This is a genomic window from Paenarthrobacter sp. E2MeOHC11, assembly GCF_058744955.1.
The window spans coordinates 4952279-4978130 of record NZ_CP196673.1 but is presented as its reverse complement, the minus strand read 5'-3'; the positions used below and the strand labels follow the sequence as shown (position 1 = coordinate 4978130).

The following is a 25852-nucleotide window of genomic DNA, read 5'->3' as shown; positions in this document are numbered from 1 at the left end:
CTCATGACTTCTTCAATTGGAATCGTTGGTGCCGGACAGTTCTCTGGCGTCTTTGCCAAGCTCTTCGCCGCCCACCCCGGAATCTCAGAGATCTACTTCACCGACCTCGTCGCCGAGCGCGCGGAGGCCCAAAGCCTCAGCGCAGGTGCGGCAGGGACGTTCGACAGCTTCGAGTCAATGCTTGAAAGCGATGTCGACGCCGTGGCAATCTTCACCCAGCGCTGGACGCACGGGCCCCTGGTGGTCCAAGCGCTGCGGGCAGGCAAGCATGTCTATTCCGCCGTGCCGATGGCCATCTCCGAAGCGGAGATCGCAGAAATCATCGACGCGGTCCGGGACACCGGGTTGACATACATGATGGGTGAGACCAGCTACTACAACCCCGCAACCGTTTTTGCCCGCAACAAGAACGCCGAGGGCGCCTTCGGGCGGATCTTCTACGCCGAAGGCGACTACGTCCACGACATGGACCTCGGCTTCTACGACGCGTACCAGTACAGTGGCGGAGAAAACTGGAAGACCACAGCCAGCTACCCGCCCATGCTCTACCCGACCCACTCCGTGGGCGGAGTGCTCGGAGCAACCGGCGGTCACGCCGTCAGTGTCAGCTGCGTCGGGGTCCGGGACGAGCGCGGAGATGGCGTCTTTGACCGCGAGGTAAGCATGTTTGGCAACGACTTCTCCAACGCCAGCGCCTTGTTCGAACTCGACGGCGGCGGGTCCATGCGCATCAACGAGTTCCGCAGGGTGGGGTACCCGTCCCACCTGCGCGAGAGCCGCTTCCGCTACTTCGGTACAGAGGCAAGCATGGAACAGCTCGCCCTGGTCAGCGTCTGGCAGGACAAGCATGAAGTAACCGACATCAGTGACCAGCTCAAGACCCAGGCCACCATGGACCTCGATGACCCCATGCTGGCCGACGTGTCGCCCGCACTTCGCGATGCCTTTATCTCCGGCATGGCGCCCGTGCACGACGCCGAACGGCTGCCAGCAGAGTTCCGCGGCATGCCCAATGGCCACGAGGGCAGCCACCACTTCCTCGTTGATGACTTCGTCACAGCCATCAATACGGGCACTCTCCCTCCGGTAAACGCTTGGGAAGCGGCCCGCTACACGTTGCCCGGCATCGTGGCCCACCAATCGGCCCTGCGCGGCGGTGAACGCCTGCCCGTGCCCGACTTCGGCGAAGCCCCCGCAGAGCTGCCCAACCCGGTACTTCGCGAAACCGCCAAGTGAAAGACAGCTAGCATGGTTGCCATGCCGCACCCGACTTCACAGGCCAAGCCCATCACGCGCGACGACGTCGCCAGGATGGCGGGGGTCAGCAGCGCCGTGGTCAGTTATGTAGTCAACGGTGGGCCCAGAGCAGTCTCGCCTGCGAATACAGCGAAGGTGCGGCAGGCGATCAGGGCACTGGGCTATCGGCCCAATGCGGCAGCCAGAGCACTCGCTTTGGGGTCAAGCGAGATGCTCGCCATGATCGTTCCCGATGCCATGAATCCGTTTTTCGCCATGCTCGCCCGCGCCGTTGAGAACGCTGCGGCCGAGCGTGGCTATACCCTCCTATTGGCGGATTCGCAGGCTTCATTGCGAACAGAGCGCCGACTGATAAAGAACTTCGCAGCACGAAGAGTGGATGGCCTGTTTCTGTGGAGTGAACTGTTGGAGCCCGATTTGATTGACCTCGAATTGGCCGACATTCCCGTCGTCCTCCTGAACCACGGCACCGACCTTGCGACGGCAGGCGATCCCGTCAGCATGAAACACACTGCGGAGGGGCACGGTGCCAGCTCCGTCGGTGTGGCCTTCCAGGATGGAGCGCGCATGGCGGTGGAGCATCTCATCGGTCATGGCCATGAACGCATTGGGCTTGTCATGGGTACCAACGCCGGCGGCGATCGGGACACGCGCGAGGCTGGTTGGCGCCAAGGTATCGAGAACGCGGGCCTCATCCCCGGCCCTGTCCTTCGGGTTCCGTTTACGCGGGAGGGTGGTTACTATGCCGGCCAGGAACTGCTTGCCCGAATCGAGCGTCCCACCGCAGTCTTTGTCAGCTCAGACCAGCAGGCTGTTGCTCTATTGTGCGCCCTTCACGAAGGCGGCATTCGTGTACCAGAGGACATGGCGGTCTTTTCCTTCGACGGCTCACCCGAATCTGAATACACATGGCCCCGGCTCAGCACGGTCGCCCAGCCGGTTGCGGATATGGCCCGAGCCGCGCTGGACGCCCTGCTGGAACCTCCCGCAGAGGAAGTTCAGACAAAGGTCTTCCCCGCTGAACTGATCCTGCGCGCCTCCTGCGGCTGTCACTGAGAATTCATCCGGCTCAATTACAAGGGAAGCCTCGTCCTGGTTGTCAGGGTTCACCATGCTTTGGAACGCTCTTCCTGGCGGTATTGATGTCGTCTCCAACTCTGAGGGGTTGGCCGGCAAAGATACCCTCGTGCGCCAACACCGGCCGATTATCTCCAGCAAGTTCGGCGTAGTGATCTTCGAGTTTTTCCCGTTTCTCAATGCTTCGTTGCCATGCGCGGACAGTGTCCGGGTCTCCGCCGTTGACCTGTTGCCAGCTGCGTGGGCGGTCCTCTTTTGATGGCCCGGGATCGACTCGGCCACTGAGGCCTACGCGCGGAGGTTTCCTCTTCGCGGCAGACGAACATGAAGGGCAATTCGGGTCGTCGGCAAACATCGATGTGAGGCCTGCCTCGAAATCATGTCCATTGGTGCATCGGAAGTCATAAAGAATCACTGGTAGTGACCTTGGTGCGCCCACCGTATCTGGCTCGTCTGCTCGGATTCGTGCCCGAAAATCATCTCGGCGTTCGTCCGCTCTTGGATTCGCCGGAGCTTCTCGACCGACTCAAGCCAGAGAAGGTTATTCCAGACGACGGCGGCGCCTACCGCCGGTGGGCCGAAAGAGTCCCGCAAGTAGACTGCGTCGGAGGTGAAGATCTTCGTCCCGTCCTCCGGGAGATCGACCTGAAGAGACATGGTTCCCCACGTGTGTCCAGGAGTGTCTATGACGGAAACCCCAGGAACAATCTCGGTATCTCCCTCGATGGCATCGATCTTCAAGCCTTCGAAGTCCGCCTTCAGGTGCCCACCAAGGTGCGAGCCCATGATTTCCTGAACTCCCTCCAGTTCCTTACGATTGGCGACAATCTTGGTCTTGCCGTTGTCGAAAAGTCGAGCGTTGCCCGCGTGGTCAAGATGCAGGTGGGAAAGAATGAGTAGGTCTATGTCGGCGGGCTCAAGACCCACTTGGGCAAGAGAAGAGTCCAGGAATCCGGATTCACTCGATGATTCAGTCTTGACTGGGAAGTAATTATCCATGCCGCTCTCTTGCCAGCGGGAACTCCAGTCCCGGGGGACGCCCGTGTCCCAAAGAATTCGACCCTCGGGATGCTCAATCAAGACTGCATGGGTTGGGATTTCGCCCCACTCACGCTGACGCTCCTTGTTGTTGCGGTCCGCAATGATCCGTCCCGGCTTCAACAGGAGCCAGGCCATGTCTGCTTCCATGACCCCGGTCTCAAGTACACGGACCTTCAGCTGATCTTTTTCCATGCCACTCCATTCCCTAGCTTCAAGGCGTATAGCGATCGATCGACATACTGTCAGACGATCGGCCAATCCTCAAGATCCCGGCGGGCACCCGAGAGCTATTGCGCGTGACTGGCCTCACTCCTATACTCATGGAACAGCTCGTTATGATTGTCATACATTCGTTCTTCATACAAACGAGTTGACGCGTATCCGTCGCCGGCTGACGTGTAGTGGTTGTCAGCCAACATCTAAGGAGTTCAGAATGGTCAAAGAAGACCACGATTGTGTTTCTCCTCCCAACAGAGGGAAGAAACTGGCCATGCGTACGGGAGCGGCTTTTGCCCTGGCAGCGGTCTTGGCGCTCACTGCCTGTGGCGGCGGTAATGACTTCGGTCCGGCAGGTGGTTCGGGGGCTGCAACGTCTTCCGAGTCTGCATTGTCATCCCTTCCAGCTGATGCGCAGACCGCCTATGAGAATGCTGACGCGTTGATCGGAACAACGCCCTACGGTGAGGGGTGGCAACCCAAGGGGCCGGCACCGTGGACTATCGGCTATACGAGTCCGTACGCAGGAAATTCCTGGCAGACGACGGCCATGGACCACCTGATGAACGATGTGGTTCCGCGGTACCAGAAGGCTGGCTTGATTAAAGAGGTGATTGTTGCCCAGTCAGGTGGCGACGACACGGTGCAGAACCAGCAGATCCGGCAACTCGTTGACCAAGGCGTCGACATTTTGATCGCTTGCTGCTCAGCAAAAACAGCCCTCAACCAGTCAATTGAATACGCCCACGAAAAAGGTGTTCCTTTCGTTGCCTGGAGTGGGCACGTGGATTCGCCTTACGCCGTCAGTGCCGTGACCAACTACCGTCAGGCTGGGAGCGTGTTTGCTAAGTCAGTCTTCGACAAGATCGGCGGCAAGGGCAACGTCTTGGACGTCCAGGGTGTGCCGGGAGCCACCAATGCCATCGATTTTGAGGCCGGAGTTCAGGATGCGCTCAAGGAATACCCTGACATCAAACTTGTGGGATCCGTCAACGGCATGTGGTCTGCGCCTGTGACGAAGACCGAGGTGCAGAAGTTTCTGGCTACCCACCCGGGCCAGCTGGATGGCATTGTCGCGCAGCCTGCCTCTGCTACGGGCGCCTTGCAAGCGCTTCAGCAGTCTGGCCGGCCTGTGGTACCGATCAATATCGGTGGAGAAACGGGCGCTGCATGCTATTGGGTGAATCATCCGGAATTCGCGGACACCGGCTACAACATTTGGCCGCCCAAGGGTGAAATGGAACTCGGCATCGAGACGGCGGTACGCATCCTTCAGCAGCAGGGGCCCAAGATTCAGTCCATAGTGCTGAGCGTGTCTCCCATAGGTTACGACGAAGCCAAGGAGGCGCTTGGATCGAACTGTGACCCTAATGCCGATGGCTGGTTGGAACCCAAGGGTGGCTGGCTTACAGGTACCAAGCTTGATGCCTTCTTCGAGAAGCCAAGTGATCCCTTGACCTGGAAGAAGCCGTAGAAGCCGGGCGTACTCCGCTTCGGAGATAGCTGATCACCGGAAGCTCTAGTTACTAAGAGAAACAAACTCAAGAAGCTGTCAGATGCGCTGACAGACATCAAAGATGATGGATGGAGAACACAAGAAATGTCTGAGTATGATCTGGTCGTAATTGGTAGCGGTTTTGCCGGGGCCTCCGCGGCTCTGAGCTACTGCGAAAAAGCAGCCGACGAAGGTCGGTCCGGCCGGGTAGCGCTGGTCGAAGTCGGAGCAGAAGACGAACGTTCCGGAGGGTCCCGCTGGACCATGGCTTGGCTTCGCGTCTACGAAGACGGCAGGCTCGACGAATCCTGGAAGGACCGAGTGCAGGAAACTTCCAAGGGGCTGGCTGACTTGGAATACTGCCTGGCACTCGAGCGCGAAGTCCCCGGAACCATCAAGTACCTGGAAGCCCACGGGGTGGAGCTCTACCAGCACTGGGAAAACGATGTTGCTCTTGAATACGAAACGGACAAGAGCATCAAATGGCCTGTCGGCGGTGGTCTTCAAATCGTCAACAACCTCCTCGCGCACTTCAAGAAGTTTGATAATTCAGAGATCCTGTACGAAACCGAAGCTGTAAAGCTCAGCATCTCAGACGAAGGCCGTGTCAACGGCGTGGTGGTCCGCGGTAAGGACGGGCTCCTTCGAACGCTGAGCTCGAAGGCCGTCGTCATTGCATCGGGTGGATTCGAAGGCAACCCGGAAATGTTGACGCAGTACCTTGGCAACAACGCCGTCGACATTAAGCCAATCGTTCCAGGGCTGCACCGCAACAAGGGTGCCGGTATCCGCATGGCCATGGACATTGGGGCGGACACAGCTGGACAGTTCGACATGTTCCACTCGGAGGTAGTCGACTCGCGCACCAGCCGACCGGACTCAGTCATTTGGGGCCACAACTACGGCATCTGTGTCAACCAACACGGTAAGCGCTTCTTCGACGAGGGCGAAGACTACCTGTTTGCCCACTTCGAACTCCTTGCATACGAGGTCTGGAAAAACCAGAACCAGAAGGCGTACTTCATCACTGATAAGCCAGTCATGGAACGCATGCGTCCAGGCTGGGTTTACGAAACCACCGATATGGAGCCTGAGGAGGGCGCGACCCTGGCTGAACTGGCAAGCAAGCTGGGTCTCAGCCCGGAAGCCCTCGAAGCCACCGTTCAGGAATTCAACGCCTCCACCGCCGGCGGACCATTCCAACCCGAAATCCTTGACGGGTTGAGCACCGAAGGTCTCGTCCCGCCGAAGTCCAACTGGGCGAATCGGATCGAATCCGGACCATATTACGGATATCCGCTTGAGGCGAGGATTACGTTCACCTTTGGTGGTCTCAAGACGGATACCGAGGCGAGGGTCATCTCCGGCGGGGGAGTGCCGATCCCAGGCCTCTACGCAGCGGGCGAAATTACGGGATTGTTCTACCACGAGTACCCGCCGGCGACGTCGTCAATTCGCTCCATGACCTTTGGTCGAGTAGCAGGGGCGAACGCTGTGAGCTACCTGAACGAGCTGGAATCAGGCGACGCTTCCGTTTCGGGACCGGCGACTCCACCGGCCAGCCGTGCTGCTGAGGCGGCAGACAGCCAAGGCTCGGCCATCCCGGCAGTGCCGGAGTCCGAAGCTGCATCGAAGGCGGCTGAGGCAGCCGGAAGCAGGCGGTAGAAGATGCAGGTGAGAGGCCTGCCGCGGGGTTACCTCGCCAAGTCCCCATGCTGGGTCAAAACTAGATAACAGGAGCTGGCACGCCTCGGGAACGGGGCGTGCCAATCCCTATTGGAGGAAAGAATGAGTCAACCACGTGTCTTCGACATGCCGCGTATTGAACGAGTCATCGAGGGCGGTGGTGCTATCCAGCAAATTCCCGCCGAACTGGAGCGGCGAGGACTTAAACGTGCCCTTCTCATAGCAGGCAAGTCCATCAGCGCCACCCAACAATTCGATGATCTCGTCAGTGTGCTGGGAGCCAGAGCCGTAGCGGTTTACAGCAGGGTCGAGGCCCATAACCCAGTCAAGCGACTGGCTGAGCTTGTGGAGATTGCTCAGAACGCACATGCCGACGTCGTGGTAGGCATAGGCGGAGGCTCCGCTGTTGACGCAGCAAAACTCACCGCCTTGGGAGTGGGGGAGGGTATTCATTCGGAGCAGGACTTCCTGCGCTACAGCATTTCCCACGGGCTGCCGGAGCTGCAAGGTATCCCGCTTCCTGTCATCGCGGTGCCTACGACCTTATCGGCGGCAGAGTGGAATGGCGTTGCCGCCTTTGTCGACGACACGACCAACACCAAGGAACTGACCAGGTACCTCGCCCTTACACCCAGGATTGTTGTGCTGGATCCGGAGCTGTGCGCCCTAACTCCCAGGAAATTGTGGATCACAACCGGTGTCAGGGCCATCGACCATGCGGTCGAAATTGCTTATGCCACGAATGCGCACCCGTTCACCACCGCTCTGTGCACTGCGGCTCTCCGCACCCTGGCCGAGGATCTTCCCCTGACGGCGTCTGACCCTCATGACTACGAAGCGGCTCTGCGCTGCCAGCAGGCGGCCTGGATGTCACTGGTCGGAGTTCACAACGTACCAGTTGGGTTATCCCATGCCATAGGCCACCAGTTGGGTGCGGCCGGCGTTCCTCACGGCGTAACGTCCTGCATCACGCTGCCTCACGTTATGCGGTTCTACGCTGAAGCGACCGCAAGCCAACAGGCCACGATGGCCACCGAGATGGCAGGGGCAAGAGGAGCAACGAACGCGATGTCGGCTCCTGAGGAGCTGGAGCTACTCTTCGACAAGCTGGGAGTACCGCGGCAAATCCGTGAATTTGGTCTGAGCCCGGAGGCGTTGGAAAACGTTGTTCGCGCGACGATGGGCGAGGCGGAAGCTGTCATTCGTCAAGCACCGCGACCGGTATCAGCCGACGATGTAAGGGAGCTCTTACAGAAGGCCTATTAGCGAGCAGCGTATAAAGCTGAGAACACGGGGTCCTCCTTCGTGCCTCGCAACAGATGCCCAGGCTCGCAATCAGCAGTTCCCGTCGGTCGTCGCGACCCCCAAATAATTGGGGCCGCGGCGACCGACCTCTTTAACGTCAACAGGAGGTTGCATCAGCCGGCATACGGCCAGACTGTCCGTTGGTTAGCCGGTTGCTTTGGCACGGTCCGCCGCAGCGCCAAGCGACTAGGGGCCTCATTGGGAAGCGCGCAAGGGCACGCAAAAGCCCGGCGGAGTTCCCAGCCGGGCTTGAGCGTACTGTCGATCGATGGAGATCATGACACCGTGCGGGCCTTATATGGCCTTGATCTCTTCGGCGTCAGCATCGGCGCCTGTGACTTCGTCGACGTCGGCGGAGCGGGCAACTTCATTGAGCGTTTCCTGGACGACGCGCATCGCTGCGAGTCCGGCAGGCGCACCGCAATAGGCTGTGGCCTGGACGATTGACTCTACGATCTCGCTTGGTTTTAAACCGTTCCGCAGGCCACCCCGGACATGTACAGAAAGTTCATGGTGCTGGTTGAGCGCGACCAACATGCCGATATTCAGGAGGCTTCGGCTTCGACGGTCAAGGCCGGGTCGCGTCCACACGGCACCCCATACTGTTTCGGTGATGTGGGTCTGAAGGGCTTCACTTTCGGTTCCGGCTGTGCGCTCGAGGGAACTAGTGACGTATGAATCTCCGAGAACCTCCCGGCGTACCTTAATTCCGTCATTCCATAGTTCGCTGTGTTCGTCTGCTTCATACTGGTTAGTCATTTCGGTCCTTCATGTATTCAGTCGATCCCGGGGAGCGGCGCCACTGCCGGAGTTCCCCGGGGCAGAAAGTTGAGTTGGGTGTCGGGCGCTAGATTTGCTGTCGGATGTGGGGATTGCGCGCATAGAAGCCGACGAGAGGCACGATCAGTAGGCCGAGTACAAATTGTTGGGCGTTGTTGTTCAGGCCGTAGCCCACCAAGAGCGAGGTCAAAGCGATCAGGACGAGCACGCCGACGAGAGTGCTGCCATATCCGCCCCTGCCGCCAAGCAAGGAGGTTCCGCCCACGGCAACTGCGGCCACGGTGAGGAACAGGTAGGGGTCGCCCACACGCACGAACGCTCCACCAGTGAAGCCGAGCAGGAGTATTCCTGTGGCTCCCGAGAAGAGGCCGCTAAGCGCGTAGACAGTGACCCACCTGCGCGGTTCCGAGATGAGCATGAGCCGCGCAGCTGAGCGGTTTCCACCTAAGGCGTAGGTGCTCCGACCAAACCACGTTGAACGCATGATGAAGATCAGGGCAGCGGCGAGAACAAGCCAAATGAGGATGACTGGAGGTACAGGGAGACCCAGCGTTTCTCCGCTCAGCGAGGAAATGTTGGCGAGCCAATCGGGTACTACACCGCTCGTGCCCCCGGCATTCGATGCGCCTGCGCTGGTTAGAACCTGCGTTGCCCCCACCGTGGCGAATCCAACACCCAGCGTCACGATGAGAGCTTGATTCTGGAGATGGAGACTTATGAGGCCGTTTATCGTGCCGACGACGATGCCGAGAACAAGAGTTATCACGATCGCCATGCCTGCCGGTACTCCAGAGCTGATCATGTAGAGGGTCCCGATGTTGGCCGAACCGATTAAGTAGGGAATGGAAAGGTCAAGCCCGCCGAGCAACGCGCAGAGAGTCTGCCCAACCGATGCCAGTCCAAGGAATGCGCCGAGTAGCAGCATGGAGCGAACATTCGAGCCAGAGAGGAAACCTTGTACTGTGGCCGCTCCGACGGCAAGTAATGCCGCCAGCATGATGAGCCCGAGGATGACGTTCTTTTGCCCCGAAGCCTTGGATAGCAGCGGTACCCGGATGGTGCGTTGCTGCGCTTTGACGGTTGTCATGATGCCTTTACCTCCTGGCGCTTGCGCCACAGTGATGGGATTATCACGCTGATCAGAAGTGCTGCGACCAGGATGAGGCCGTATGAGAGTTGCACAACGAATGAAGCCAATGACCCCAGCGAGAACGTGGTCAGAGTGAATGAGATAAGGGTGACGGCTATGGCCCCGGGAATGGAGCCCAATACGCCGCCTCGGCCACCCGCAAGGCTGATGCCTCCAAGCACCAGGGCCGTGATCGCTGCGAGTGTGTAGGTGCCTCCTTGGGTGGGGTTTCCCGATGCTATTTGACCGGTGTAGGCCAGGCCGCCCGCACCAATCAGCAACCCGGAAATACCGTGGGCGACGACGCGGATCATTGTTACGGGTACTCCGCTGACGAACGCGGTGCGCTGGTTCGACCCGACGAGCCTGAGGTTCGTGAACAGTTGGGTCCTGGTGAATGCCCACCAACCCAATATTGCCGTGATCAGAACTATCGTCATTGGGGCGAGTATCGACCTGCCGGATCCCCATTCAGCGAGCCATCTCGGAGCTTGTCCGCCCGGCTGTGCAAGGATGACCAGGTTGATCCCGGACAGTGCCAGGAATGCACTCAGAGTCACGATCACAGGTTCGATGCGAGCAACCGTAATGACGATGGCCTGGATGATTTGTATCAAGACTCCAATGCCAAGTGCCCATGCGATGACAGCAACGGGTGACCCTATCTGTTGGTCGAAGAGGACTTTGACAAGGGTGACATTGACGAAGATCATCAGCGGACCTGCGGACAGATCGACGCCGCTGCCAACCAGAGCCGTGACGGTAATTCCCATCACCACAAGGACCAGAGGTACGGCCGAGACGAGCAGCCCACCGATTCCGCTGGCGGTGAAGAGGTAAGGCGCGCGAACCGCGCACACGATGAGAAGGACGGCAAGCAAACCCCACGCGGCGAATGCGTAGGCAGATTTGCTGGTGAACCTGCCGAATCGGCTTTGTTGTTTCATTGCTGCTCCACCAGTGCTTTCTCGACGTCGAAGTCTGCTTCAAGGTGCCCGAACATTCCGGCAAGAACGCGGTCGGACGTGATGTTGTCACCCGTCACCCAACCAAGGAGTGCGCCGTCGCGGAAAACAGCGACACGGTCGCAGAGCCCGATGAGTTCATCGATCTCAGTAGAGAGATAAATGATCCCGGCGCCTTCCAGGGCGAGATGCTCCAACTGGGCATACAGTTCACGCTTTGTGCTGATGTCGACTCCCCTTGCGGGATCGTTGAGGGCAACAACCTGCGGATCTTGAGCCAGTTCCCGACCGATGAGGACCTTTTGCTGATTACCGCCGCTGAGGGAGGTGATGGGATTCGACGGTGCGCCTGCCCGAAGCTTCAAGGTTTTGGACATGGCATCAAAGCGGGCGGAGATGGCAGTCCTGTCGATGACGCCGGCACGGCGGTGATGACGGTATAACGGCATTCCAAAATTCTCGATAATGCTGAGATTCGGGAAAATTCCCTCCTTGCGTCGATCTCCTGAAATGTAGGAGACGTTCGCAGCTATAGCCTCTGCCAGGTTGCTGATGGGGTGTGCTGCGCCGGTCCTGGCAACAGCGGTAACTTCGCCGTTGATCGCTTGTCGAACGCCCGTGAGGGTTTGGAGGAACTCGGCCTGACCTTGACCATCCAGCCCGGCAAAGCCGACGATCTCACCACTGTGCAGCACAAAGTCCGAAGGCCGTGCTCCCTGCGTTGCCACGAGGCCGGCAGCTTGAAGGACGATATCTGCAGTTCCGCCTTTGGAGAGCCTGCGCGATTGAGGTGCCAGGCCGCTCCGCTCCTTGACGCCGGTCATGAGTTCAATGAGGCGGGATTCGGTGATCTCGCTGCCTCTGAGGATCCCGACGTCGATTCCGTCGCGCAGAACCGTTGCACTGTCGGCGAAAGTCGTGAGCTCAGCGATACGGTGAGTAACAATCACGACGCAGACACCTTCGGAACGGAGCCGCTCCATTTGGGCGTAAAGCCGTGCGGCCCCCGATAGGTCGAGCGCCGCGGTGGATTCATCGAAGATCACTACTCTCGGGGAACGGACAAGGGCGCGCGCAATGGTGACCCATTGCCGGTCTGCAAGACTCAGAGTTTCCACCAATGCCGAGGCGTCGACGGAATGGCCCATAAGCTGCTCCAGCACATCGGTTGCCCGTCGGTGCTGCTCGCTCCTGGACATGCGGGAGCGCCATACGCCCTGTGATCCGATGAAAACGTTGTCCGAAATACTGGCGCCTTCTGCGACGAGGACTTCTTGGAATACGGTCGCGACGCCGGTCTTGAGTGCTTCGGCGGGACTCGACACGTGGTGCCCATGGATGTCCACGGATCCTTCGTCGGGTAGAACGATGCCGGACATGATTTTCGCCAGCGTGCTTTTCCCGCTGCCGTTCTCACCGACAATCGCGTGGATTTCCCCAGCACGCGCGGAGAAGCTCGCTCCTCGCAGGGCCTGAGTCTCCCCGAAGGACTTCTTCACGTCGTGGATTGCTACTGCTGTCTCGTGATAGTCGGCCACCACTGCACTCGGGGCCGAATCGAGGTTCAGGTCTTCATTGACCATTATTTTGTCCTTACGGTCGGTATCTGCTCCATCCCCTCCTCGGGATGGAGTGCAGATCACACCAGAAACTGCCCAGTACGATTGTCCCAATGCATTTTTGTCATACAAAACAACTCTTTGCTTGAGTATAGGAGCGGGATGTCGTTAGGGCAATAGACTTTTTGGGGTGGGAGAAGGTTGATCCGGGAGAACGTGACGCGATGATGTGTCGGACAATCCGATCGCCAGTCATTATGGCCACTTCGGCCGTGCTCGTAGTACCCTAAGTCAAGGCATATTCACGACGGGAGGGGAGGCTGCCATGGAGTCACCACTGGGTTTGAGGCTGCAGCGCGACGACATGTCGCTGCGGAAACTGGCCGAAAACACGCTGCGGGACGCTATCTTGTACGGCGCCTTCACGCCCGGGCAAAAGCTGATCGAACGGGACCTCTGCGACAGGCTCGGTGTTAGTCGTACCCTCCTAAGGGAAGCGCTGAAGCAATTGGAGGCCGAGGGGCTGATAACCAACGTGGTCCACAAGGGCCCGTCAGTTGCGGTGATCACCGAAGAAGACGCCCGTGAAATTTATGAGGCGAGGGGGCTCATCGAAGGGCACCTCGCGTATTGTTTCACGCTCAAGGCGTCAGACGCCGAAATCGACAAACTCGCAGCCTCTGTTCGAACTCTCCATGAGTCGGACATTGCTGCCAACCAAATCAACGTACTCCAGGCGAAGAACGGGTTCTACGAAGTTCTCTTCGCCGGGTCCGGAAACCATGTACTCGCCCAGATGCTCCAGCAGCTGAACAATCGCGTAACCATGCTGCGTAGGATGACCCTGTCCTCTCCCGGTCGATTTGACCAGACGGTGGCTGAGTTGGACGAGATCGTTCAGGCGGTCCGTAGCCGAGATGCTGATGAAGCCAGCAGGCTGTGCCGTGCCCACGTTAAGAACGCCGGTGATATTGCGCTTGCCAGTTTCACCACTACGGATGCCGAAGGTGCGCCCAGCGGGCACTCGGCCGTGGGGGCAAGTTAGTTCTTTCCGGGCACTGTCAGTTCCCGCTTCGCTGCAGTCGGGGAGTAGGGGCCGGCCTTTTCAGTCGCGCATTTCAACACCCGGATGACCGTCCGGAATGTCAATCCCCGGTGCGATCCGTCGTTGTTGACGCGCCCGCCGACGACAGCAGTACCGCATCCAGCAATCCCGGGAATCTCGCCTGGAGGTCTTCGTTGCGTAGTTTGCTGATACGGGATGTTCCCCGGTAGTGCTGTCGAATGACGCCCGCCTCCCGAAGTACGCGGAAGTGGTGCGTCGACGTGGATTTGCTCACGGGCAGCTCAAATGCGATGCATGCCATGTCATGGTGCCCCATGGCCAGATCTCCGACAATTTTCAGGCGGATGGGATCCGATAGCGCGTGCAGAACTGCCTCGAGTCGAATCTCTTCAGACTCGGGGTGATCCAATAGGCGCGCCTCGGATGTAGCTACGGCAGAGCGCATGGTGTCCCTTTCGTCGGTCATCACCAAAGGTACGACACTCATCGTAGTTTGACAATATGCATACTACGAGGCTTATCGTACTTATGTCGCCTTGCGAACAACGCTGGCCGTCGTCCTCCACACAGAACCAAGAAGGAGATTTCCTTGAGTAGCCTTTTCGCTCCCCTTAAGCTGCGGGATCTAACAATTCCGAACCGGGTTTGGATGTCCCCGATGTGCATGTACTCGGCCGCTGCCGATGGCCCGGAAACGGGCGTCCCCACGGATTTCCATTTGACCCACTTGGCCAGTCGTGCGGCGGGCGGTGCCGGCCTGGTCATGGTCGAAGCCACCGGTGTCCGGCCGGACGGGCGCATCAGCCAGTGGGATCTGGGGCTGTGGAATGACGAGCAAGAAGAGTCTTTTGGCCGTGTAGCAGCAGCAATCCGGTCTTATGGTTCAGTGCCCGCCATCCAACTGGCCCACGCGGGGCGAAAGGCGTCCGTTGACAAGCCTTGGATTTCTGACGGCTACTTGGACGAACGCGACGGCGGCTGGACTGCTGTGGGCCCCAGCCAGGAAGCCTTCCAGGGACTGTCTCTGCCAACGGAGCTGTCCGTCGCCGAAATCAAGCAGCTCGTCACCGACTTCGCCGAATCTGCAAAGCGGGCCCTCAAAGCGGGCTTTGAGGTTGTCGAGGTTCACGGTGCTCATGGATACCTGATCCACACATTCTTATCTCCGGCGTCCAACAAGCGCACGGATGCCTACGGTGGAAGCTTCGAAAACAGGATGCGTTTTGCGCTCGAGGTAGTGGACGCCGTCAGGACAGTTTGGCCCCAGGACCTCCCGGTCTTCTTCCGTACCTCAGCCACCGACTGGCTAAGCGAGAACGACGACGATCCCCGCGAGGGTTGGACCGCAGACGACACCGTCCGTCTGGCCAAAGAACTACAGGCGCACGGGGTCGACTTCCTCGACGTTTCCACCGGAGGCATTGTCCGGGACGCCAAAATTCCGGCCGGCCCAAATTACCAGGTGCCCTTTGCAGCACAGGCACGCGACCAGGCTGGAATTGCTACCGGCGCCGTCGGGCTCATCACCGACGCCCACCAGGCTGAGGACATACTAAAAACCGGACGAGCAGATGCCGTATTCCTTGGCCGCGAGCTGCTCCGCAACCCGTACTGGCCGCAGCAGGCTGCCAGTGAGCTCGGCATCGAACCCCAGTGGCCCGCACAATATGGCTACGCCGTACAACGTCGCAAGAAATAGGAAGGTCTCTCCATGAATCACTTGCATAACAAGACCATCATCATCACCGGCGCATCATCAGGCATCGGTGCCGCAGCAGCCAAGGCCTTGGCAGCACATGGCGCGAAACTGGTGCTCGCTGCCCGGGACCAGGATCGCCTCGACGCCCTCGTCGGGGAGGTTCGTGCCTCAGGCGGAACCGCGGCAGCGCGTATCGCCGACGTTACGGATTCTGCAGATATGGACGCCCTGGCCCATTATGCTGTCGAGACCTTTGGCGGCGTCGACATCTTGGTCAACAACGCGGGACTCATGTTGTTCTCCGCCTGGAAGGATTTGGCCGTCAACGACTGGGGCCGGATGATCGATACGAACATCCGGGGGTATCTCAACGGTATCCAGGCTGTCCTGCCCATCATGCTGGAGCGTCAATCAGGTTACATCTTGAACATGGCGTCTGTGGCGGGACATCAGATCGGCGAATCTGCCGGGGTATACAGCGCAACCAAGTTCTTCGTACGAGCCATCACGGAGAGCATGCGCAAGGAACTCGGAGTACAACACGGTATTCAGGCCAGCACTATCAGCCCCGGAGTCATAGACACCGGGTGGGCTGACAAAGTGGGCGACCCTGCTGGACGCGCAGCAGCCAAAGAGCTCAATGCGCTAGCCATTACGCCGGAGGCCGTGGCCGACGCCGTGGTTTATGTCCTTAACCAACCAGCAAATACCACCGTCAACGATTTGGTGATCTCCCCAACTCGCCAGAATTGGTGACATCAGACGCACGGAGAAGGTGCCGTTCCTTGGAACGGCCCCTTCCCTGTGCAGTTAGTCGTGCCCGTGCAGTTGGTCGCGCTGGTGACGAGGGGTACCTGTCCGCCCTGACGTGAGCGTTAAGCCCAGCAATGCTGTGGCACCGGTCGCCGACGCCAATAGATTGAGCGCACTCACAGGACCGGCCAGGTCGTCACCACAAAAAGCCAACGCCAGTAAACCGGATATCACGGCCCCGGTTGCTGCCACAGACAGCGACTCTGCGGCACTAGTACGACGACGGAGAGACGGAACGGACAGGACCACCGAAGCGACACCCGCACCTATCCCCAGGAAAATCATCATCGTCTGCATGGATCAGCCCCATATTCCTGGTCGACCTGAGCGACTTCCATCCGGCTAAAGCTGAATCCCGGTGTATTTGGTTTCTTTGTAGGCCTCGAGGCCTTCGGTTCCACCTTCGCGCCCCAGGCCGGAGGCATTGGTCCCTCCGAAGGGTGCGGACGGGTTGGAGACGAGACCCCGGTTGATCCCGGTCATTCCGGCATCTATGGCGTTTGCGACACGCAGCGCACGGGCGAGGTTCTCGGTGAAGACGTAGGAGGCCAGTCCGTACGGGGTGTTGTTGGCTTCGTGAATGGCTTCGGCTTCAGTAGCGAACTCGTATATTGCTGCGACGGGACCGAAGATTTCCTCGGTGCGGATGTCTGCGTTTGTTGGGATGTTAGTCAGGACCGTCGCCGGGTAGTAAGAACCATCGCCCTCGGGAATAGTTCCGCCCGTCAGGCAAACGGCGCCCTTGGCGATGGCGTCGGCAACCAATGCAGCCACCGTCTTTACTTGTTTTGCATCCACAAGCGGACCCAGGTCCGTGTCGGGGTGTGCGCCGTCGCCGAGACGAGCAGCAGCCATCCGCTCGGTGAAGCGGGCGATGAATTCCTCAGCGATGCCGGATTGGACATAGATGCGGTTGGCGCCGACGCAGGATTGGCCGCCGTTGCGGAGTTTGGCGAGCATGGCGCCACCGACAGCCTGCTCAAGGTCGGCGTCATCGAACACGATCAGTGGAGCGTTGCCCCCGAGCTCCATGGACGTGTTCATGACGTTCTCGGCTGCTTGGGCCAAGAGCGCACGCCCAACCTGTGTCGATCCGGTAAAGGAGATCTTCCGGACTCGTGAGTCCTTCATAATTGCGGCGATAACGTCGCGGGAATTGGAGGTGGTGATGACGTTGACAACACCGGCAGGGGCGCCTGCTTCTTCGAGAACCCGGGCCAGTAATAGCGAAGTCAAGGGGGTCAGCTCGGCGGGCTTAAGAATCGTTGTACACCCTGCGGCGAGGGCCGGAGCGATCTTCCGTGCGCCCATGGCGAGCGGGAAGTTCCAAGGCGTGATCAGCAGGGACGGTCCCACGGGGCGTTTGGAGACGGCGATCTGGTAATTGCCTCCGGGTTCGACGCCGTACTGGCCTTCGGTGTGTATCCGACCGGCGGATTCGGCGAACCAGCGGAAAAACCCGGCACCGTAGTCGACTTCAGTCTGGGCTTCCGGGAGGGGCTTACCCATTTCTGCGGTGATCAGTGCCGCGAACTCGTCGCGACGAGCCAGGATTCCTTCGTAGGTGCGAAAGAGGATGTCGGCGCGTTCCCGGGCAGGGGTCGCGGCCCAGACAGGCTGTGCGTCGACCGCGGCATCGACAGCAGACATGCCGTCTTGAACCGTTGCAGAGGGAACTTCCGCGATGGGTTCTCCAGTTGCCGGGTTTGCGACGGTGAGAGTTGCAGCGTTGCTCGAGGCGATCCATGAGCCGCCGATGGGCATAAGCTTCTCCGGAAATCCAAGCGGGGGAGCGGAAGCAGTTGTGGTCATTTCCATTGAAGTTCTCGTGCTTTCAGCAGATGGGCACTGCCGGGCCCGCTCGGGCCCGGCAAGTGATTGATTGTTGGCTACTTTGACTCGGTGAGTTGTGGGGTGAGCCAGTTTTGGAAGCGGTTGCCGTGGGTGACGGGGTCGATGAGGAGGAGTTTGGTGTTGGGTTCGTTGCCGGGTTCGGTGCGGGTGTGGATGAACCAGGGTCCGTCTTCGGTGAGGGTTTGTTTCAGGGCGAGGGACAGTTCTTCGGTGTTCTCAGCCCGGAGGACTTTGAGGTCAACGGATTCGGCGAAGCGTCCGAGGTCGATGGTGACGGCTTGGGTGGGGATGGAGGCGGTGGAGGCGTAGACGCCGTTGTCGAGGAGGATGATGACGAGATTCTCCGGAGCGAGGAAGCCGGCGGTGATTGCCGAGCCGGGGTTCATCAGGAGGGATCCGTCGCCTTCGATGACCACGGCGCGGGTGACGGGGGTGTTTTTGATGGCTTGGGCGATGCCGGTGCCGACGGAGATCGCTAGGCCCATGGCGTCCAGGAGGTAGAGGTGGTTGTCCCGGTCGGCGACGGAGGCCAGTTCGCGCGAAGTCGCGGCGCAGGTCGCGATGACGGGGACCTCGGCGGTGGTCTCAACAATGGCCCGGAGGGCTTCGATGCGTTTCATGCTTTTGCCTTTGCGTCTTTGGGGTCGAAGAATTCCATGAGGACCACGACGGGTCGGTAGGTCATGCGGGCGTGGTTGCCGGCTTCGGCGACGGTCGCGCCCCAGTCCTGGGCGGTGTTGCGTCGGTCGACCTGGAACACGGGGATGTTGGTGGAGGCCAGCAGGGCGGGGACGGGTGCGGAGATGGTGTGGATCATGGAGTTGTACTCGCCGAGCCCGCCGCGGGTGTTCGCGACGATGAGCAGGGGCAGGTGGTAGGACACGGCGAAGGTGGTGAGTGCGGTCAGTGCGTTGCCGAAGCCGTTGTCCTGCATGATGATGACCCCGAATTTCCCGGCGAGCGGGTAGGCGCCGACGACGCCGATGGCTTCTTCTTCGCGGGAGACGGGGTAGACCAGTGGCAGGTCGCCGTTGCTTTGGGCGGTGAGGACGCCGTTGATGATCGGGGCGATGGACGCGGAGGGGACGTAGGCGACGCCGTCGGGGGCCAGGCGCACGATCGCATCCACCACTTCGGTGTGGCGGTCCTGGGTAATAGTCGTAGTCATAGGTGGTCAGGCTCCCTTGGGGTGTGGTGTGGTCAGGGTCTGGACGATGCGTCGCAGGCCTTCGGTGAGGTCGTCAATGTGGCAGGCGTAGGAGATCCGGATAGAGTGGGTTCCACCGTCGGGGTCGAACGCGGTCCCCGGGACAACGGCGACGCGTTGTTCATCGAGGAGTCGTAGTGCCAGTTGTTCGGCTGGTTCGGCGGTATCGGGTGTGTAGGTGAGGTAGAAGTAGAAGGCGCCGTCGGGTTGGCTTACCGTGACGCCGGGAATGCCGGTGAGGATCTTGAGGCCGGCTTTGCGTCGTTCCTGGAATTGGATGCGCATCGTTTCCGCCTCGGGGCCCGCGTGGCGGAGGGCTGCGGCCGCGCCGGGTTGGAGGAAGGTGGGGGCGCACACGGTCGTGTACTGGCGGACTCTTAGTGCCGGTGTGATGAGTTCTTTGGGGCCGGCGAGCCAACCGAGGCGCCAGCCGTCCATGGCGAAGGCTTTCGCAAAGCCGCCGATGACCAAAGTCCGTTCGCGGAGGTTCCCTACGGAGGCCGGGGACTGGTGCCGGATCTCGTCGTAGACGAGGTCGGCGTAGATTTCATCGGACATCAGCAGCGCGTCGGTCGGTTCCAGGACGTTGGCGAGTTTTTCGATTTCCTCGGCCGTTGCGACACCGCCGGTGGGATTGTTCGGGGTGCAGAGGATGACCATGCGTGTCGCGGGGGTGATCGCGGCGGCGATCGCGTCGATATCGAGGCGGTAGTCATTGTCCGCGTCGAGCCGGACAGGGACGGGGGTGGCACCGGCCAGGCGGATGCATGACTCGTAGTGCGCCCAGGCCGGGACGGGGAAGATCACTTCATCGCCGGGGCCGCAGAAAGCCATTAATGCCAGGAACACCGCTTCGTTCGCGCCGATCGTGACGAGTACTTCAGTACCCGGGTTATAGATGGTCCCGCGGCGTTCTTGCAGATACCCGCTGATCGCCTCGCGAAGATCAATCGTTCCCGCGTTCGGGCCGTAATGAACCTCTCCGCGGTCCAGCGACGCAGCCGCAGCGTCCTTGGCTACCTGCGGGGTATCAAAATCCGGGCGCCCGATCTCGAAGTGATACACCTTCTCACCGGCAGCTTCCAACGCCGCCGCCTTATCAAAAATCGCTCGGATCGGGGACGGACCAATATCCCGCAACCGATCAGCAAACCGTCCAAACCGTGTAGTGGTAGCTGTACTCATAGGGATACTCCAATTTCAGGGGGATGCAGGTGGTGGAATTGAGCCTGCATCGAAAGCAGGCGGCCGTCTTGGATTCAGCATCCCGCGATCCGGACAGGTTCCGGATGGAGTGCTGGGATAGTGTGGTAGACGTGACCAGCAAGCCTCCAACTGCAAGAATGTTAACATTATGAAATCTGACACCACAGCAAATGTCAAGAACGGAACCCTTCGCGCACCCCTGAAACGTCGCGGAATGGCCCAGGACGTCGCGGACCGGATCCGTGACGCAATTCTGGCCGGGGAAATACCTCCGGGGGAACGGATCAATGAAGTGGAGATGGCCGCGTCCCTATCCGTCAGTCGCGGACCAGTGCGGGATGCCATCGTTTTGCTGCGGCAGGAGGGCCTGCTTCAAGGCGACTGGCACCGGGGATCGCGGGTTACCGTCTTTACACACAAGGACCTTGAAGAGATCTACTCGCTCCGGTACTCGATAGAGTTGCTCGCCGTTCAGCGGCTGATTGCACACCGCACCGGGAAGGATTTGGACCTCCTTCAAGTGCGTGCCGAGGACATTGAGCGGGCGGCCGCCCTGGGGGATAGGGGTGACATGCTCCAATCGGACATTGCGTTTCATGATGCGATCTACGCCTGTGCCGGTCATGAGAGGTTGGAGCAGGTTTGGTTGGGTCTGCGTTCGCAGATCGCTTTGCTTCTCCTCAATCGACAGCAAGGCCATGATGATTACAGGGCCCGCATTGGCCCAGAGCATTGGGAAATGTTCCGCGTCATCCGCGACCAGGATGGTGCGAAGGCAGAAGAGCTGGTGCGTGAGCACATCGAGACTGCGTTCGAAAGAATCAAAGCCGACCTCGACAGCAAGGAACGCCTCCAAGGTGCGGGCTAGTCACACGTCCTTCTGAAAGTTCGCCAGCGGACGAAGCCCGGTGCCGGCCTCGTCCGCGTCGGGAGCTCCCGCGGCGACTTGCCCTCTCCTGCTCTTTGCCGTACAAATGTTAACATTCTTACTTTCGTAACTTAGGTCACATGGGAGCCCAAGGTGAGAAACCTGCACCTCCCACCACGACCGTCGAGACGAAATATCCCCAAACGAATGGCGAACATGGAACTGCAAAAGTTTGTTGACAGCACTTCTGAGGCTGCTGGCGACGAGAAGAAGGCGATGATCTCCATCAGGGGGGTCAACAAGCATTTCGGACCTCTGCACGTGCTCCGTGATGTCAATCTTGAGGTTGCCCAGGGCCAGGTTGTGGTTGTCTTGGGTCCCTCTGGCTCGGGAAAATCGACTCTCTGCCGAACTATCAACAGGTTGGAGACCGTCGAATCCGGCACGGTCGCCGTCGACGGCAAGCCTCTCCCCAAGGAAGGCAAGGCGCTGACGCGCTACAGGGCCGACGTCGGAATGGTCTTTCAGTCATTCAACCTCTTTGCCCACAAAACCATTCTCGAAAACGTCATGCTTGCGCCACTCAAGGTGCGACGAATCGGAAAGGCTGAGGCTCAAACGCGGGCAATGGCCCTGCTCGAGAGGGTAGGTATAGCAAATCAGGCGCATAAGCTCCCCGCCCAGCTTTCGGGTGGACAGCAGCAGCGTGTTGCCATTGCCCGGGCGTTGGCCATGGAGCCGAAGGTGATGCTTTTCGACGAACCTACCTCGGCTCTTGACCCGGAAATGGTCACCGAAGTACTGGATGTCATGACGTCGCTGGCACAAGGAGGCATGACGATGCTCGTAGTTACGCACGAGATGGGCTTCGCTCGACGCGCCGCCGACCGGGTGGTGTTCATGGCTGATGGTCAGATCCTCGAGGACACAACCCCTGACCGGTTTTTTGACAACCCAACCACCGAGCGGGCCAAAGAGTTCCTCGGCAAGATCCTCAGCCACTGACAAGCCACCCCAATCTAGAAAGCAGCACATCGTGAAGCTCAAGTTCCTGGCCATTCCGGCCGCAGCGCTATTCCTTGCCAGCTCGATCGCCGGTTGCTCCGGTGCATCCGACAAGGCGAAAACAGTTGAAGCAAGCGCTCAATCGGGCCACCTCACCATCGGCATTTCCTTTGATCGCCCAGGCCTTGGAATCAAGACTCCGGACGGATCATTCAAGGGTTTCGATGTTGACGTTGCCAAGTATGTCGCCAAGAAGCTTGGCGTCGAGGAGTCTTCCATCACCTGGAAGGAAGCGACTCCGGCGCAGCGAGAGAGCCTGATCCAGAACGGGCAGGTGGACTATGTGGTGAATACCTACAGCATCAACGATGCCCGAAAGGAGAAGGTCGCCTTCGCGGGGCCTTACTTCCTGGCTGGCCAGTCGCTCCTGGTTCGTTCTGACTCCACAGACATCACGGGCCCGGAGTCCCTGAATGGGGGCAAAAAGTTGTGCTCGGTGACCGGTTCCACACCAGCACAGAACATCAAGAAGAACTACAGCAAGGACGCGCAGCTTCAGGAGTACGACACCCCTTCCGCATGCGTTGAAGCCCTGAAGAGTGGCGCCGTTGACGCAATGACCACGGATGATATTCAACTTGCCGGTTACGCAGCTGCCAATCAGGGAAAGCTGAAGCTTGTTGGCAGTACCTTCAGCAAGGAGAACTACGGCATTGGTCTGAAGAAGGATGACACCGCGGGCCGTGCCAAGATCAACGACGCCATTCAGTCCATGATCGACGACGGATCGTGGGCCAAAGCGTTTGAGAGCAACGTTGGACCGTCCGGTTATGCATTGCCCGCCACGCCAGTGGTAGACCGCTACTAGTCGGGGCAGCCAGACAAGAGACTGGATACTTAACATGAACATCCTCAACGAATACGGCGATCAGATCCTGGCGGCCTTCCTGATCACCCTGCAGCTCACGGCGCTGTCTGCGCTGGGCTCGTTGGTATTGGGCACTGTCCTGACTGCCATGCGGGTATCACCGATTTGGGCGATGCGGACGCTTGCCACCGGGTACGTGAACATTGTCCGGAATACCCCTTTGACACTTGTGGTGCTTTTCGCATCGTTCGGATTGGCGCAGCAACTCGGCATCACCTTGGCAGATCCAAAGTCCCCCACATCCATCACGGACAGTTCGTTCCGGCTGGCTGTCCTGGCCTTCAGCCTTTACACGTCGACGTTCGTATCCGAAGCGCTAAGGGCCGGTATTAATACGGTCCCTCCCGGCCAGTCGGAAGCGGCCCGGTCGTTGGGCCTGAACTTTATGCAGGGATTGGGCCACATCGTCCTGCCGCAGGCTTTCCGGGCGGTCATTGCGCCTTTGGGCAGCATCCTCATTGCGTTGACCAAAAACACAACGGTTGCTTCCGTCATAGGCGTGGCTGAAGCCGCCCTTTTGATGAAGGAAATGATCGAGAATACCTCCGCCCTCATCGTCGTTGGGCTGATCTTCGGAGCCGGCTTCATGTGCCTGACTCTTCCGACCGGCGCGGCTTTCGGATACCTAAGCAGGAAGTTTGAGGTCAAGCGTTGAGCAGCACTCGAGCACCCATCAACAATTTGTATGACGTCCCCGGGCCCAAAGGCCAAATTCTGAACGTCGTCATCAGCGCTTTGTGCGTCGTTGGGCTGGCAGCGGCCGGATGGTTCGTGATGTCAGCCCTAGCAGACAAAGGGCAGCTGGCGCCTGAGAAGTGGCAGCCATTTCTCACGCCGGAAATGTGGCAGACGTACCTTCTGCCCGGGATTATGGGAACGCTTCAGGCTGCGGTGTTTGCCATCATCCTGGCCATAATCTTGGGTATCCTGCTCGGCGTCGGGCGTCTCTCCGACAATCGGTTCGTTCGCTACGGGTGCGCCGCCGTGGTGGAGTTCTTCCGGGCAATTCCCCTGCTGATTCTGATGATTTTCTGCTTTCAGCTCTTCGCCGACTACGACCTGTTCCCGTCAACCGATCTTGCCGTTGCGGCGGTAGTTACCGGCCTTGCCCTGAGCAACGGGGCCGTGATTGCAGAGATTGTGCGCGCAGGAATCAAAGCCATTCCGAGAGGCCAGGGGGAAGCTGCTGTGGCTCTTGGCCTGGGCACTGGACAAACACTCCGTATGATTCTCCTGCCCCAGGCGATCACGGCAATGCTCCCGGCAATCGTCGCTCAATTGGTTGTAGCGCTGAAGGACACTGCGCTTGGTTACCAAATCACCTACGTGGAAGCAGTGCGGCAAGGAATCCAGGCCGGCTCTGCGTATTCGAATTACATCCCGGCGCTGGTAGTGATCGCGCTTGTGATGATTGTGATCAATCTGGGGCTATCGCGACTGGCGACGTACATTGAGCTTCGACTCCGAAGCGGCCGCAAGGTCCCTGCCGCTGCAAAGGTTGGCGACGTCCTGGTTCCCCAGATCTAGATGGGGGCGATCATGCGTCAGGACGCTCGTTGCCTCAGTGTGGACTTGCGTTCAGCCGCAATGACGACACTGAGCAAGCCTGGAAACAGCGATTCCATTACGCCCGTCCGGAGCGTGTTGAGAATCGCCGTTCCCTGATAGTGCTGTTCAATGATTCCCGCCTCGCGAAGCACGCGGAAGTGATGCGTGGACGTGGACTTGCTCACGGGCAACTCAAACGCGATGCATGCCTGGTCGTCATGGCCATCGGCCAGTTGGGTCACGATCCGACGCCGGATCGGATCGGCCAGCGCCGAGAGTACGCCGTCGATATGAATCTCGTCGGGCGTAGGGTGGTCCAAAGTTCGCATGCTTCGATTATCCAAGAAGTTCCAAGACCTGGCGATTTCTAATTCCTGCACGAGTCGTACTACGATGAATATCGAACTACAAGCGAAGGGAGAAGCGCATGAAGGTATTCCAAGTAGGCGCAGCCGGGGGAGTTGGCCGGCGGCTGGCTCAACTACTGAGTGGCCGCGGTGACGCCGTCACGGGAATGATCAGGAATCCCGCTCAAGCTGAGACTGTTGCCTCCAGTGGTGCGACGCCCGTGGAGGGAGACCTGATCAAGGACTCCGTTGAGGTGTTGGCCGAAAAGTTCAAGGGACACGATGCCGTGGTCTTCTCTGCGGGCGCCCATGGCACCGGAATGGACCAAACCACCCTCATCGACGGCAAGGGGCTCGAGAAGGCTGCCGATGCAGCCGCCCTCGCCGGAGTGTCCCGTTTTGTCCTGGTGTCCGCCTTCCCGGAGTCAGGGCGTGGTGAGTCGGTGAACGAACGCTTTGAGCACTATATGCGCACGAAGAAGACAGCAGACGTCTACCTCACGCGCACTGATCTGGACTGGTTGATAGTTCGCCCGGGGCTTCTGACTGACGCCCCCGGAGATGGGCGGGTTACCGCGGGTCCTGCGATTGAGTACGGAGACATCCGACGCGATAACGTCGCGGCGTTCATTGATGCTGCGCTTCAAAACTCCAAGTTGAATCGGACTATCGTTGAGCTGACTGATGGTGAAACACCAGTGGCCGAGGCCGTGTCTACCCTCGTTGGCTGACAGGCAGGGACCGCCTTTTCCAAAGGCAGGAAGGGATGCACGCGAATCGCGTGCATCCCTTCCTTGTATT

26 protein-coding genes are annotated in these 25852 nt (G+C 59.5%); 14 read left to right on the top strand and 12 right to left on the bottom strand.

All coding sequences use genetic code 11. From position 1 onward, the window contains the following. Positions 1 to 3 precede the first annotated feature (3 nt). Both ACSSVG_RS23000 and ACSSVG_RS22995 read left to right on the top strand, forming a co-directional pair. Positions 4 to 1236, top strand: a complete 1233-nt coding sequence (locus ACSSVG_RS23000) for a Gfo/Idh/MocA family protein (RefSeq protein WP_492416549.1) — start codon at positions 4 to 6, stop codon at positions 1234 to 1236. A 21-nt stretch (positions 1237 to 1257) separates the two neighbouring features. Then, entirely contained in the window at positions 1258 to 2313 is a 1056-nt protein-coding gene (locus ACSSVG_RS22995; RefSeq protein WP_429329633.1) for a LacI family DNA-binding transcriptional regulator, read from the top strand. 432 nt (positions 2314 to 2745) lie between these two features. On the opposite strand, the gene ahlD is transcribed toward ACSSVG_RS22995, so the two are convergent. Beyond that, complete coding sequence (gene ahlD, locus ACSSVG_RS22990; protein ID WP_492416547.1) at positions 2746 to 3567, bottom strand: N-acyl homoserine lactonase AhlD; 822 nt, start codon at positions 3565 to 3567, stop codon at positions 2746 to 2748. 178 nt (positions 3568 to 3745) lie between these two features. Between ahlD and ACSSVG_RS22985 the strand changes: the two genes are divergently transcribed. The 3 genes from ACSSVG_RS22985 (at position 3746) to ACSSVG_RS22975 (ending at position 8038) form a co-directional block, all read left to right on the top strand. After that, positions 3746 to 5065: an ABC transporter substrate-binding protein gene (locus ACSSVG_RS22985; protein ID WP_492416546.1), complete on the top strand. Its 1320-nt coding sequence runs from the start codon at positions 3746 to 3748 to the stop codon at positions 5063 to 5065. 126 nt (positions 5066 to 5191) lie between these two features. After that, complete coding sequence (locus ACSSVG_RS22980) at positions 5192 to 6751, top strand: FAD-binding protein (RefSeq protein ID WP_492416544.1); 1560 nt, start codon at positions 5192 to 5194, stop codon at positions 6749 to 6751. Positions 6752 to 6874: 123 nt separating this feature from the next. Beyond that, the gene (locus ACSSVG_RS22975; RefSeq protein WP_492416542.1) at positions 6875 to 8038 is read left to right on the top strand and encodes an iron-containing alcohol dehydrogenase; all 1164 of its coding nucleotides are present in this window, start codon (positions 6875 to 6877) and stop codon (positions 8036 to 8038) included. Between the two features lie 333 nt (positions 8039 to 8371). On the opposite strand, the gene ACSSVG_RS22970 is transcribed toward ACSSVG_RS22975, so the two are convergent. From ACSSVG_RS22970 to ACSSVG_RS22955, 4 genes are all read right to left on the bottom strand, one after another. Continuing rightward, positions 8372 to 8836: a carboxymuconolactone decarboxylase family protein gene (locus ACSSVG_RS22970; RefSeq protein ID WP_492416540.1), complete on the bottom strand. Its 465-nt coding sequence runs from the start codon at positions 8834 to 8836 to the stop codon at positions 8372 to 8374. Between the two features lie 88 nt (positions 8837 to 8924). Then, a complete protein-coding gene (locus ACSSVG_RS22965; RefSeq protein ID WP_285241555.1) occupies positions 8925 to 9944 on the bottom strand; it encodes an ABC transporter permease in 1020 nt (339 codons plus the stop codon). Then, a complete protein-coding gene (locus ACSSVG_RS22960) occupies positions 9941 to 10933 on the bottom strand; it encodes an ABC transporter permease (RefSeq protein ID WP_285241556.1) in 993 nt (330 codons plus the stop codon). Before ACSSVG_RS22960 ends, ACSSVG_RS22965 begins: the two co-directional genes overlap by 4 nt. After that, entirely contained in the window at positions 10930 to 12534 is a 1605-nt protein-coding gene (locus ACSSVG_RS22955) for a sugar ABC transporter ATP-binding protein (RefSeq protein ID WP_492416537.1), read from the bottom strand. The genes ACSSVG_RS22960 and ACSSVG_RS22955 overlap by 4 nt, the downstream gene beginning before the upstream one ends. A 301-nt stretch (positions 12535 to 12835) precedes the next feature. Here ACSSVG_RS22955 and ACSSVG_RS22950 point away from each other — a divergent pair, with 301 nt between their 5' ends. After that, positions 12836 to 13555: a GntR family transcriptional regulator gene (locus tag ACSSVG_RS22950; RefSeq protein ID WP_492416536.1), complete on the top strand. Its 720-nt coding sequence runs from the start codon at positions 12836 to 12838 to the stop codon at positions 13553 to 13555. A 100-nt stretch (positions 13556 to 13655) separates the two neighbouring features. Here ACSSVG_RS22950 and ACSSVG_RS22945 read toward each other — a convergent pair whose 3' ends face one another. Then, entirely contained in the window at positions 13656 to 14063 is a 408-nt protein-coding gene (locus ACSSVG_RS22945) for an ArsR/SmtB family transcription factor (RefSeq protein WP_492416534.1), read from the bottom strand. A gap of 102 nt (positions 14064 to 14165) precedes the next feature. Here ACSSVG_RS22945 and ACSSVG_RS22940 point away from each other — a divergent pair, with 102 nt between their 5' ends. Both ACSSVG_RS22940 and ACSSVG_RS22935 read left to right on the top strand, forming a co-directional pair. Beyond that, positions 14166 to 15275 (top strand): NADH:flavin oxidoreductase/NADH oxidase, encoded by a 1110-nt coding sequence (locus tag ACSSVG_RS22940; protein ID WP_492416532.1) that lies wholly within the window; start codon positions 14166 to 14168, stop codon positions 15273 to 15275. A 12-nt stretch (positions 15276 to 15287) separates the two neighbouring features. Further along, a complete protein-coding gene (locus tag ACSSVG_RS22935) occupies positions 15288 to 16031 on the top strand; it encodes an SDR family oxidoreductase (RefSeq protein ID WP_492416530.1) in 744 nt (247 codons plus the stop codon). Between the two features lie 54 nt (positions 16032 to 16085). Here the strand turns inward: ACSSVG_RS22935 and ACSSVG_RS22930 are convergent, their stop codons facing one another. The 5 genes from ACSSVG_RS22930 to ACSSVG_RS22910 form a co-directional block, all read right to left on the bottom strand. Beyond that, entirely contained in the window at positions 16086 to 16385 is a 300-nt protein-coding gene (locus ACSSVG_RS22930; RefSeq protein ID WP_492416528.1) for a hypothetical protein, read from the bottom strand. Positions 16386 to 16430: 45 nt separating this feature from the next. Further along, the gene (locus ACSSVG_RS22925) at positions 16431 to 17900 is read right to left on the bottom strand and encodes an NAD-dependent succinate-semialdehyde dehydrogenase (protein WP_492416526.1); all 1470 of its coding nucleotides are present in this window, start codon (positions 17898 to 17900) and stop codon (positions 16431 to 16433) included. Between the two features lie 77 nt (positions 17901 to 17977). Then, positions 17978 to 18562 (bottom strand): thiamine pyrophosphate-dependent enzyme, encoded by a 585-nt coding sequence (locus ACSSVG_RS22920; protein ID WP_492416524.1) that lies wholly within the window; start codon positions 18560 to 18562, stop codon positions 17978 to 17980. Then, a complete protein-coding gene (locus ACSSVG_RS22915) occupies positions 18559 to 19110 on the bottom strand; it encodes a thiamine pyrophosphate-binding protein (protein ID WP_492416522.1) in 552 nt (183 codons plus the stop codon). The genes ACSSVG_RS22920 and ACSSVG_RS22915 overlap by 4 nt, the downstream gene beginning before the upstream one ends. Positions 19111 to 19116: 6 nt before the next feature. Beyond that, positions 19117 to 20334 (bottom strand): pyridoxal phosphate-dependent aminotransferase, encoded by a 1218-nt coding sequence (locus tag ACSSVG_RS22910; protein ID WP_492416520.1) that lies wholly within the window; start codon positions 20332 to 20334, stop codon positions 19117 to 19119. A 169-nt stretch (positions 20335 to 20503) separates the two neighbouring features. Between ACSSVG_RS22910 and ACSSVG_RS22905 the strand changes: the two genes are divergently transcribed. The 5 genes from ACSSVG_RS22905 to ACSSVG_RS22885 all read left to right on the top strand — a co-directional run bounded on the left by ACSSVG_RS22905 (position 20504) and on the right by ACSSVG_RS22885 (position 24683). Continuing rightward, positions 20504 to 21223, top strand: coding sequence for a GntR family transcriptional regulator (locus ACSSVG_RS22905; protein WP_082499822.1), 720 nt, complete (start codon positions 20504 to 20506; stop codon positions 21221 to 21223). A gap of 276 nt (positions 21224 to 21499) precedes the next feature. After that, positions 21500 to 22228 carry an amino acid ABC transporter ATP-binding protein gene (locus ACSSVG_RS22900; RefSeq protein ID WP_039241428.1) on the top strand — a complete coding sequence of 243 codons (729 nt, stop codon included), beginning with the start codon at positions 21500 to 21502 and terminating at the stop codon, positions 22226 to 22228. Between the two features lie 31 nt (positions 22229 to 22259). Next, positions 22260 to 23096 carry a glutamate ABC transporter substrate-binding protein gene (locus ACSSVG_RS22895; RefSeq protein ID WP_039240846.1) on the top strand — a complete coding sequence of 279 codons (837 nt, stop codon included), beginning with the start codon at positions 22260 to 22262 and terminating at the stop codon, positions 23094 to 23096. A 34-nt stretch (positions 23097 to 23130) separates the two neighbouring features. Beyond that, positions 23131 to 23811 carry an amino acid ABC transporter permease gene (locus ACSSVG_RS22890; RefSeq protein WP_285241565.1) on the top strand — a complete coding sequence of 227 codons (681 nt, stop codon included), beginning with the start codon at positions 23131 to 23133 and terminating at the stop codon, positions 23809 to 23811. After that, positions 23808 to 24683: an amino acid ABC transporter permease gene (locus ACSSVG_RS22885; protein WP_492416518.1), complete on the top strand. Its 876-nt coding sequence runs from the start codon at positions 23808 to 23810 to the stop codon at positions 24681 to 24683. The genes ACSSVG_RS22890 and ACSSVG_RS22885 overlap by 4 nt, the downstream gene beginning before the upstream one ends. 17 nt (positions 24684 to 24700) lie before the next feature. On the opposite strand, the gene ACSSVG_RS22880 is transcribed toward ACSSVG_RS22885, so the two are convergent. Then, positions 24701 to 25033 carry an ArsR/SmtB family transcription factor gene (locus ACSSVG_RS22880; RefSeq protein WP_054808240.1) on the bottom strand — a complete coding sequence of 111 codons (333 nt, stop codon included), beginning with the start codon at positions 25031 to 25033 and terminating at the stop codon, positions 24701 to 24703. 98 nt (positions 25034 to 25131) lie between these two features. Between ACSSVG_RS22880 and ACSSVG_RS22875 the strand changes: the two genes are divergently transcribed. Then, on the top strand, positions 25132 to 25782 hold the full coding sequence (locus tag ACSSVG_RS22875) for an SDR family oxidoreductase (RefSeq protein ID WP_492416515.1): 651 nt from the start codon (positions 25132 to 25134) through the stop codon (positions 25780 to 25782). Positions 25783 to 25852 lie beyond the last annotated feature (70 nt).

What these genes read in the sequence shown, in the direction of transcription:
- ACSSVG_RS22910 (WP_492416520.1), bottom strand. Translation starts at nt 20,334, where the DNA reads ATGAGTACAGCTACCACTACACGGTTTGGACGGTTTGCTGATCGGTTG.
- ACSSVG_RS22975 (WP_492416542.1), top strand. Translation starts at nt 6,875, where the DNA reads ATGAGTCAACCACGTGTCTTCGACATGCCGCGTATTGAACGAGTCATC.
- ACSSVG_RS22905 (WP_082499822.1), top strand. Translation starts at nt 20,504, where the DNA reads ATGAAATCTGACACCACAGCAAATGTCAAGAACGGAACCCTTCGCGCA.
- ACSSVG_RS22880 (WP_054808240.1), bottom strand. Translation starts at nt 25,033, where the DNA reads ATGCGAACTTTGGACCACCCTACGCCCGACGAGATTCATATCGACGGC.
- ACSSVG_RS22955 (WP_492416537.1), bottom strand. Translation starts at nt 12,534, where the DNA reads ATGGTCAATGAAGACCTGAACCTCGATTCGGCCCCGAGTGCAGTGGTG.
- ACSSVG_RS22890 (WP_285241565.1), top strand. Translation starts at nt 23,131, where the DNA reads ATGAACATCCTCAACGAATACGGCGATCAGATCCTGGCGGCCTTCCTG.
- ACSSVG_RS22945 (WP_492416534.1), bottom strand. Translation starts at nt 14,063, where the DNA reads ATGAGTGTCGTACCTTTGGTGATGACCGACGAAAGGGACACCATGCGC.
- ACSSVG_RS22920 (WP_492416524.1), bottom strand. Translation starts at nt 18,562, where the DNA reads ATGAAACGCATCGAAGCCCTCCGGGCCATTGTTGAGACCACCGCCGAG.
- ACSSVG_RS22950 (WP_492416536.1), top strand. Translation starts at nt 12,836, where the DNA reads ATGGAGTCACCACTGGGTTTGAGGCTGCAGCGCGACGACATGTCGCTG.
- ACSSVG_RS22960 (WP_285241556.1), bottom strand. Translation starts at nt 10,933, where the DNA reads ATGAAACAACAAAGCCGATTCGGCAGGTTCACCAGCAAATCTGCCTAC.
- ACSSVG_RS22930 (WP_492416528.1), bottom strand. Translation starts at nt 16,385, where the DNA reads ATGCAGACGATGATGATTTTCCTGGGGATAGGTGCGGGTGTCGCTTCG.
- ACSSVG_RS22980 (WP_492416544.1), top strand. Translation starts at nt 5,192, where the DNA reads ATGTCTGAGTATGATCTGGTCGTAATTGGTAGCGGTTTTGCCGGGGCC.
- ACSSVG_RS22970 (WP_492416540.1), bottom strand. Translation starts at nt 8,836, where the DNA reads ATGACTAACCAGTATGAAGCAGACGAACACAGCGAACTATGGAATGAC.
- ACSSVG_RS22925 (WP_492416526.1), bottom strand. Translation starts at nt 17,900, where the DNA reads ATGACCACAACTGCTTCCGCTCCCCCGCTTGGATTTCCGGAGAAGCTT.
- ACSSVG_RS22875 (WP_492416515.1), top strand. Translation starts at nt 25,132, where the DNA reads ATGAAGGTATTCCAAGTAGGCGCAGCCGGGGGAGTTGGCCGGCGGCTG.
- ACSSVG_RS22935 (WP_492416530.1), top strand. Translation starts at nt 15,288, where the DNA reads ATGAATCACTTGCATAACAAGACCATCATCATCACCGGCGCATCATCA.
- ACSSVG_RS22900 (WP_039241428.1), top strand. Translation starts at nt 21,500, where the DNA reads ATGATCTCCATCAGGGGGGTCAACAAGCATTTCGGACCTCTGCACGTG.
- ACSSVG_RS22965 (WP_285241555.1), bottom strand. Translation starts at nt 9,944, where the DNA reads ATGACAACCGTCAAAGCGCAGCAACGCACCATCCGGGTACCGCTGCTA.
- ahlD (WP_492416547.1), bottom strand. Translation starts at nt 3,567, where the DNA reads ATGGAAAAAGATCAGCTGAAGGTCCGTGTACTTGAGACCGGGGTCATG.
- ACSSVG_RS23000 (WP_492416549.1), top strand. Translation starts at nt 4, where the DNA reads ATGACTTCTTCAATTGGAATCGTTGGTGCCGGACAGTTCTCTGGCGTC.
- ACSSVG_RS22995 (WP_429329633.1), top strand. Translation starts at nt 1,258, where the DNA reads ATGCCGCACCCGACTTCACAGGCCAAGCCCATCACGCGCGACGACGTC.
- ACSSVG_RS22915 (WP_492416522.1), bottom strand. Translation starts at nt 19,110, where the DNA reads ATGACTACGACTATTACCCAGGACCGCCACACCGAAGTGGTGGATGCG.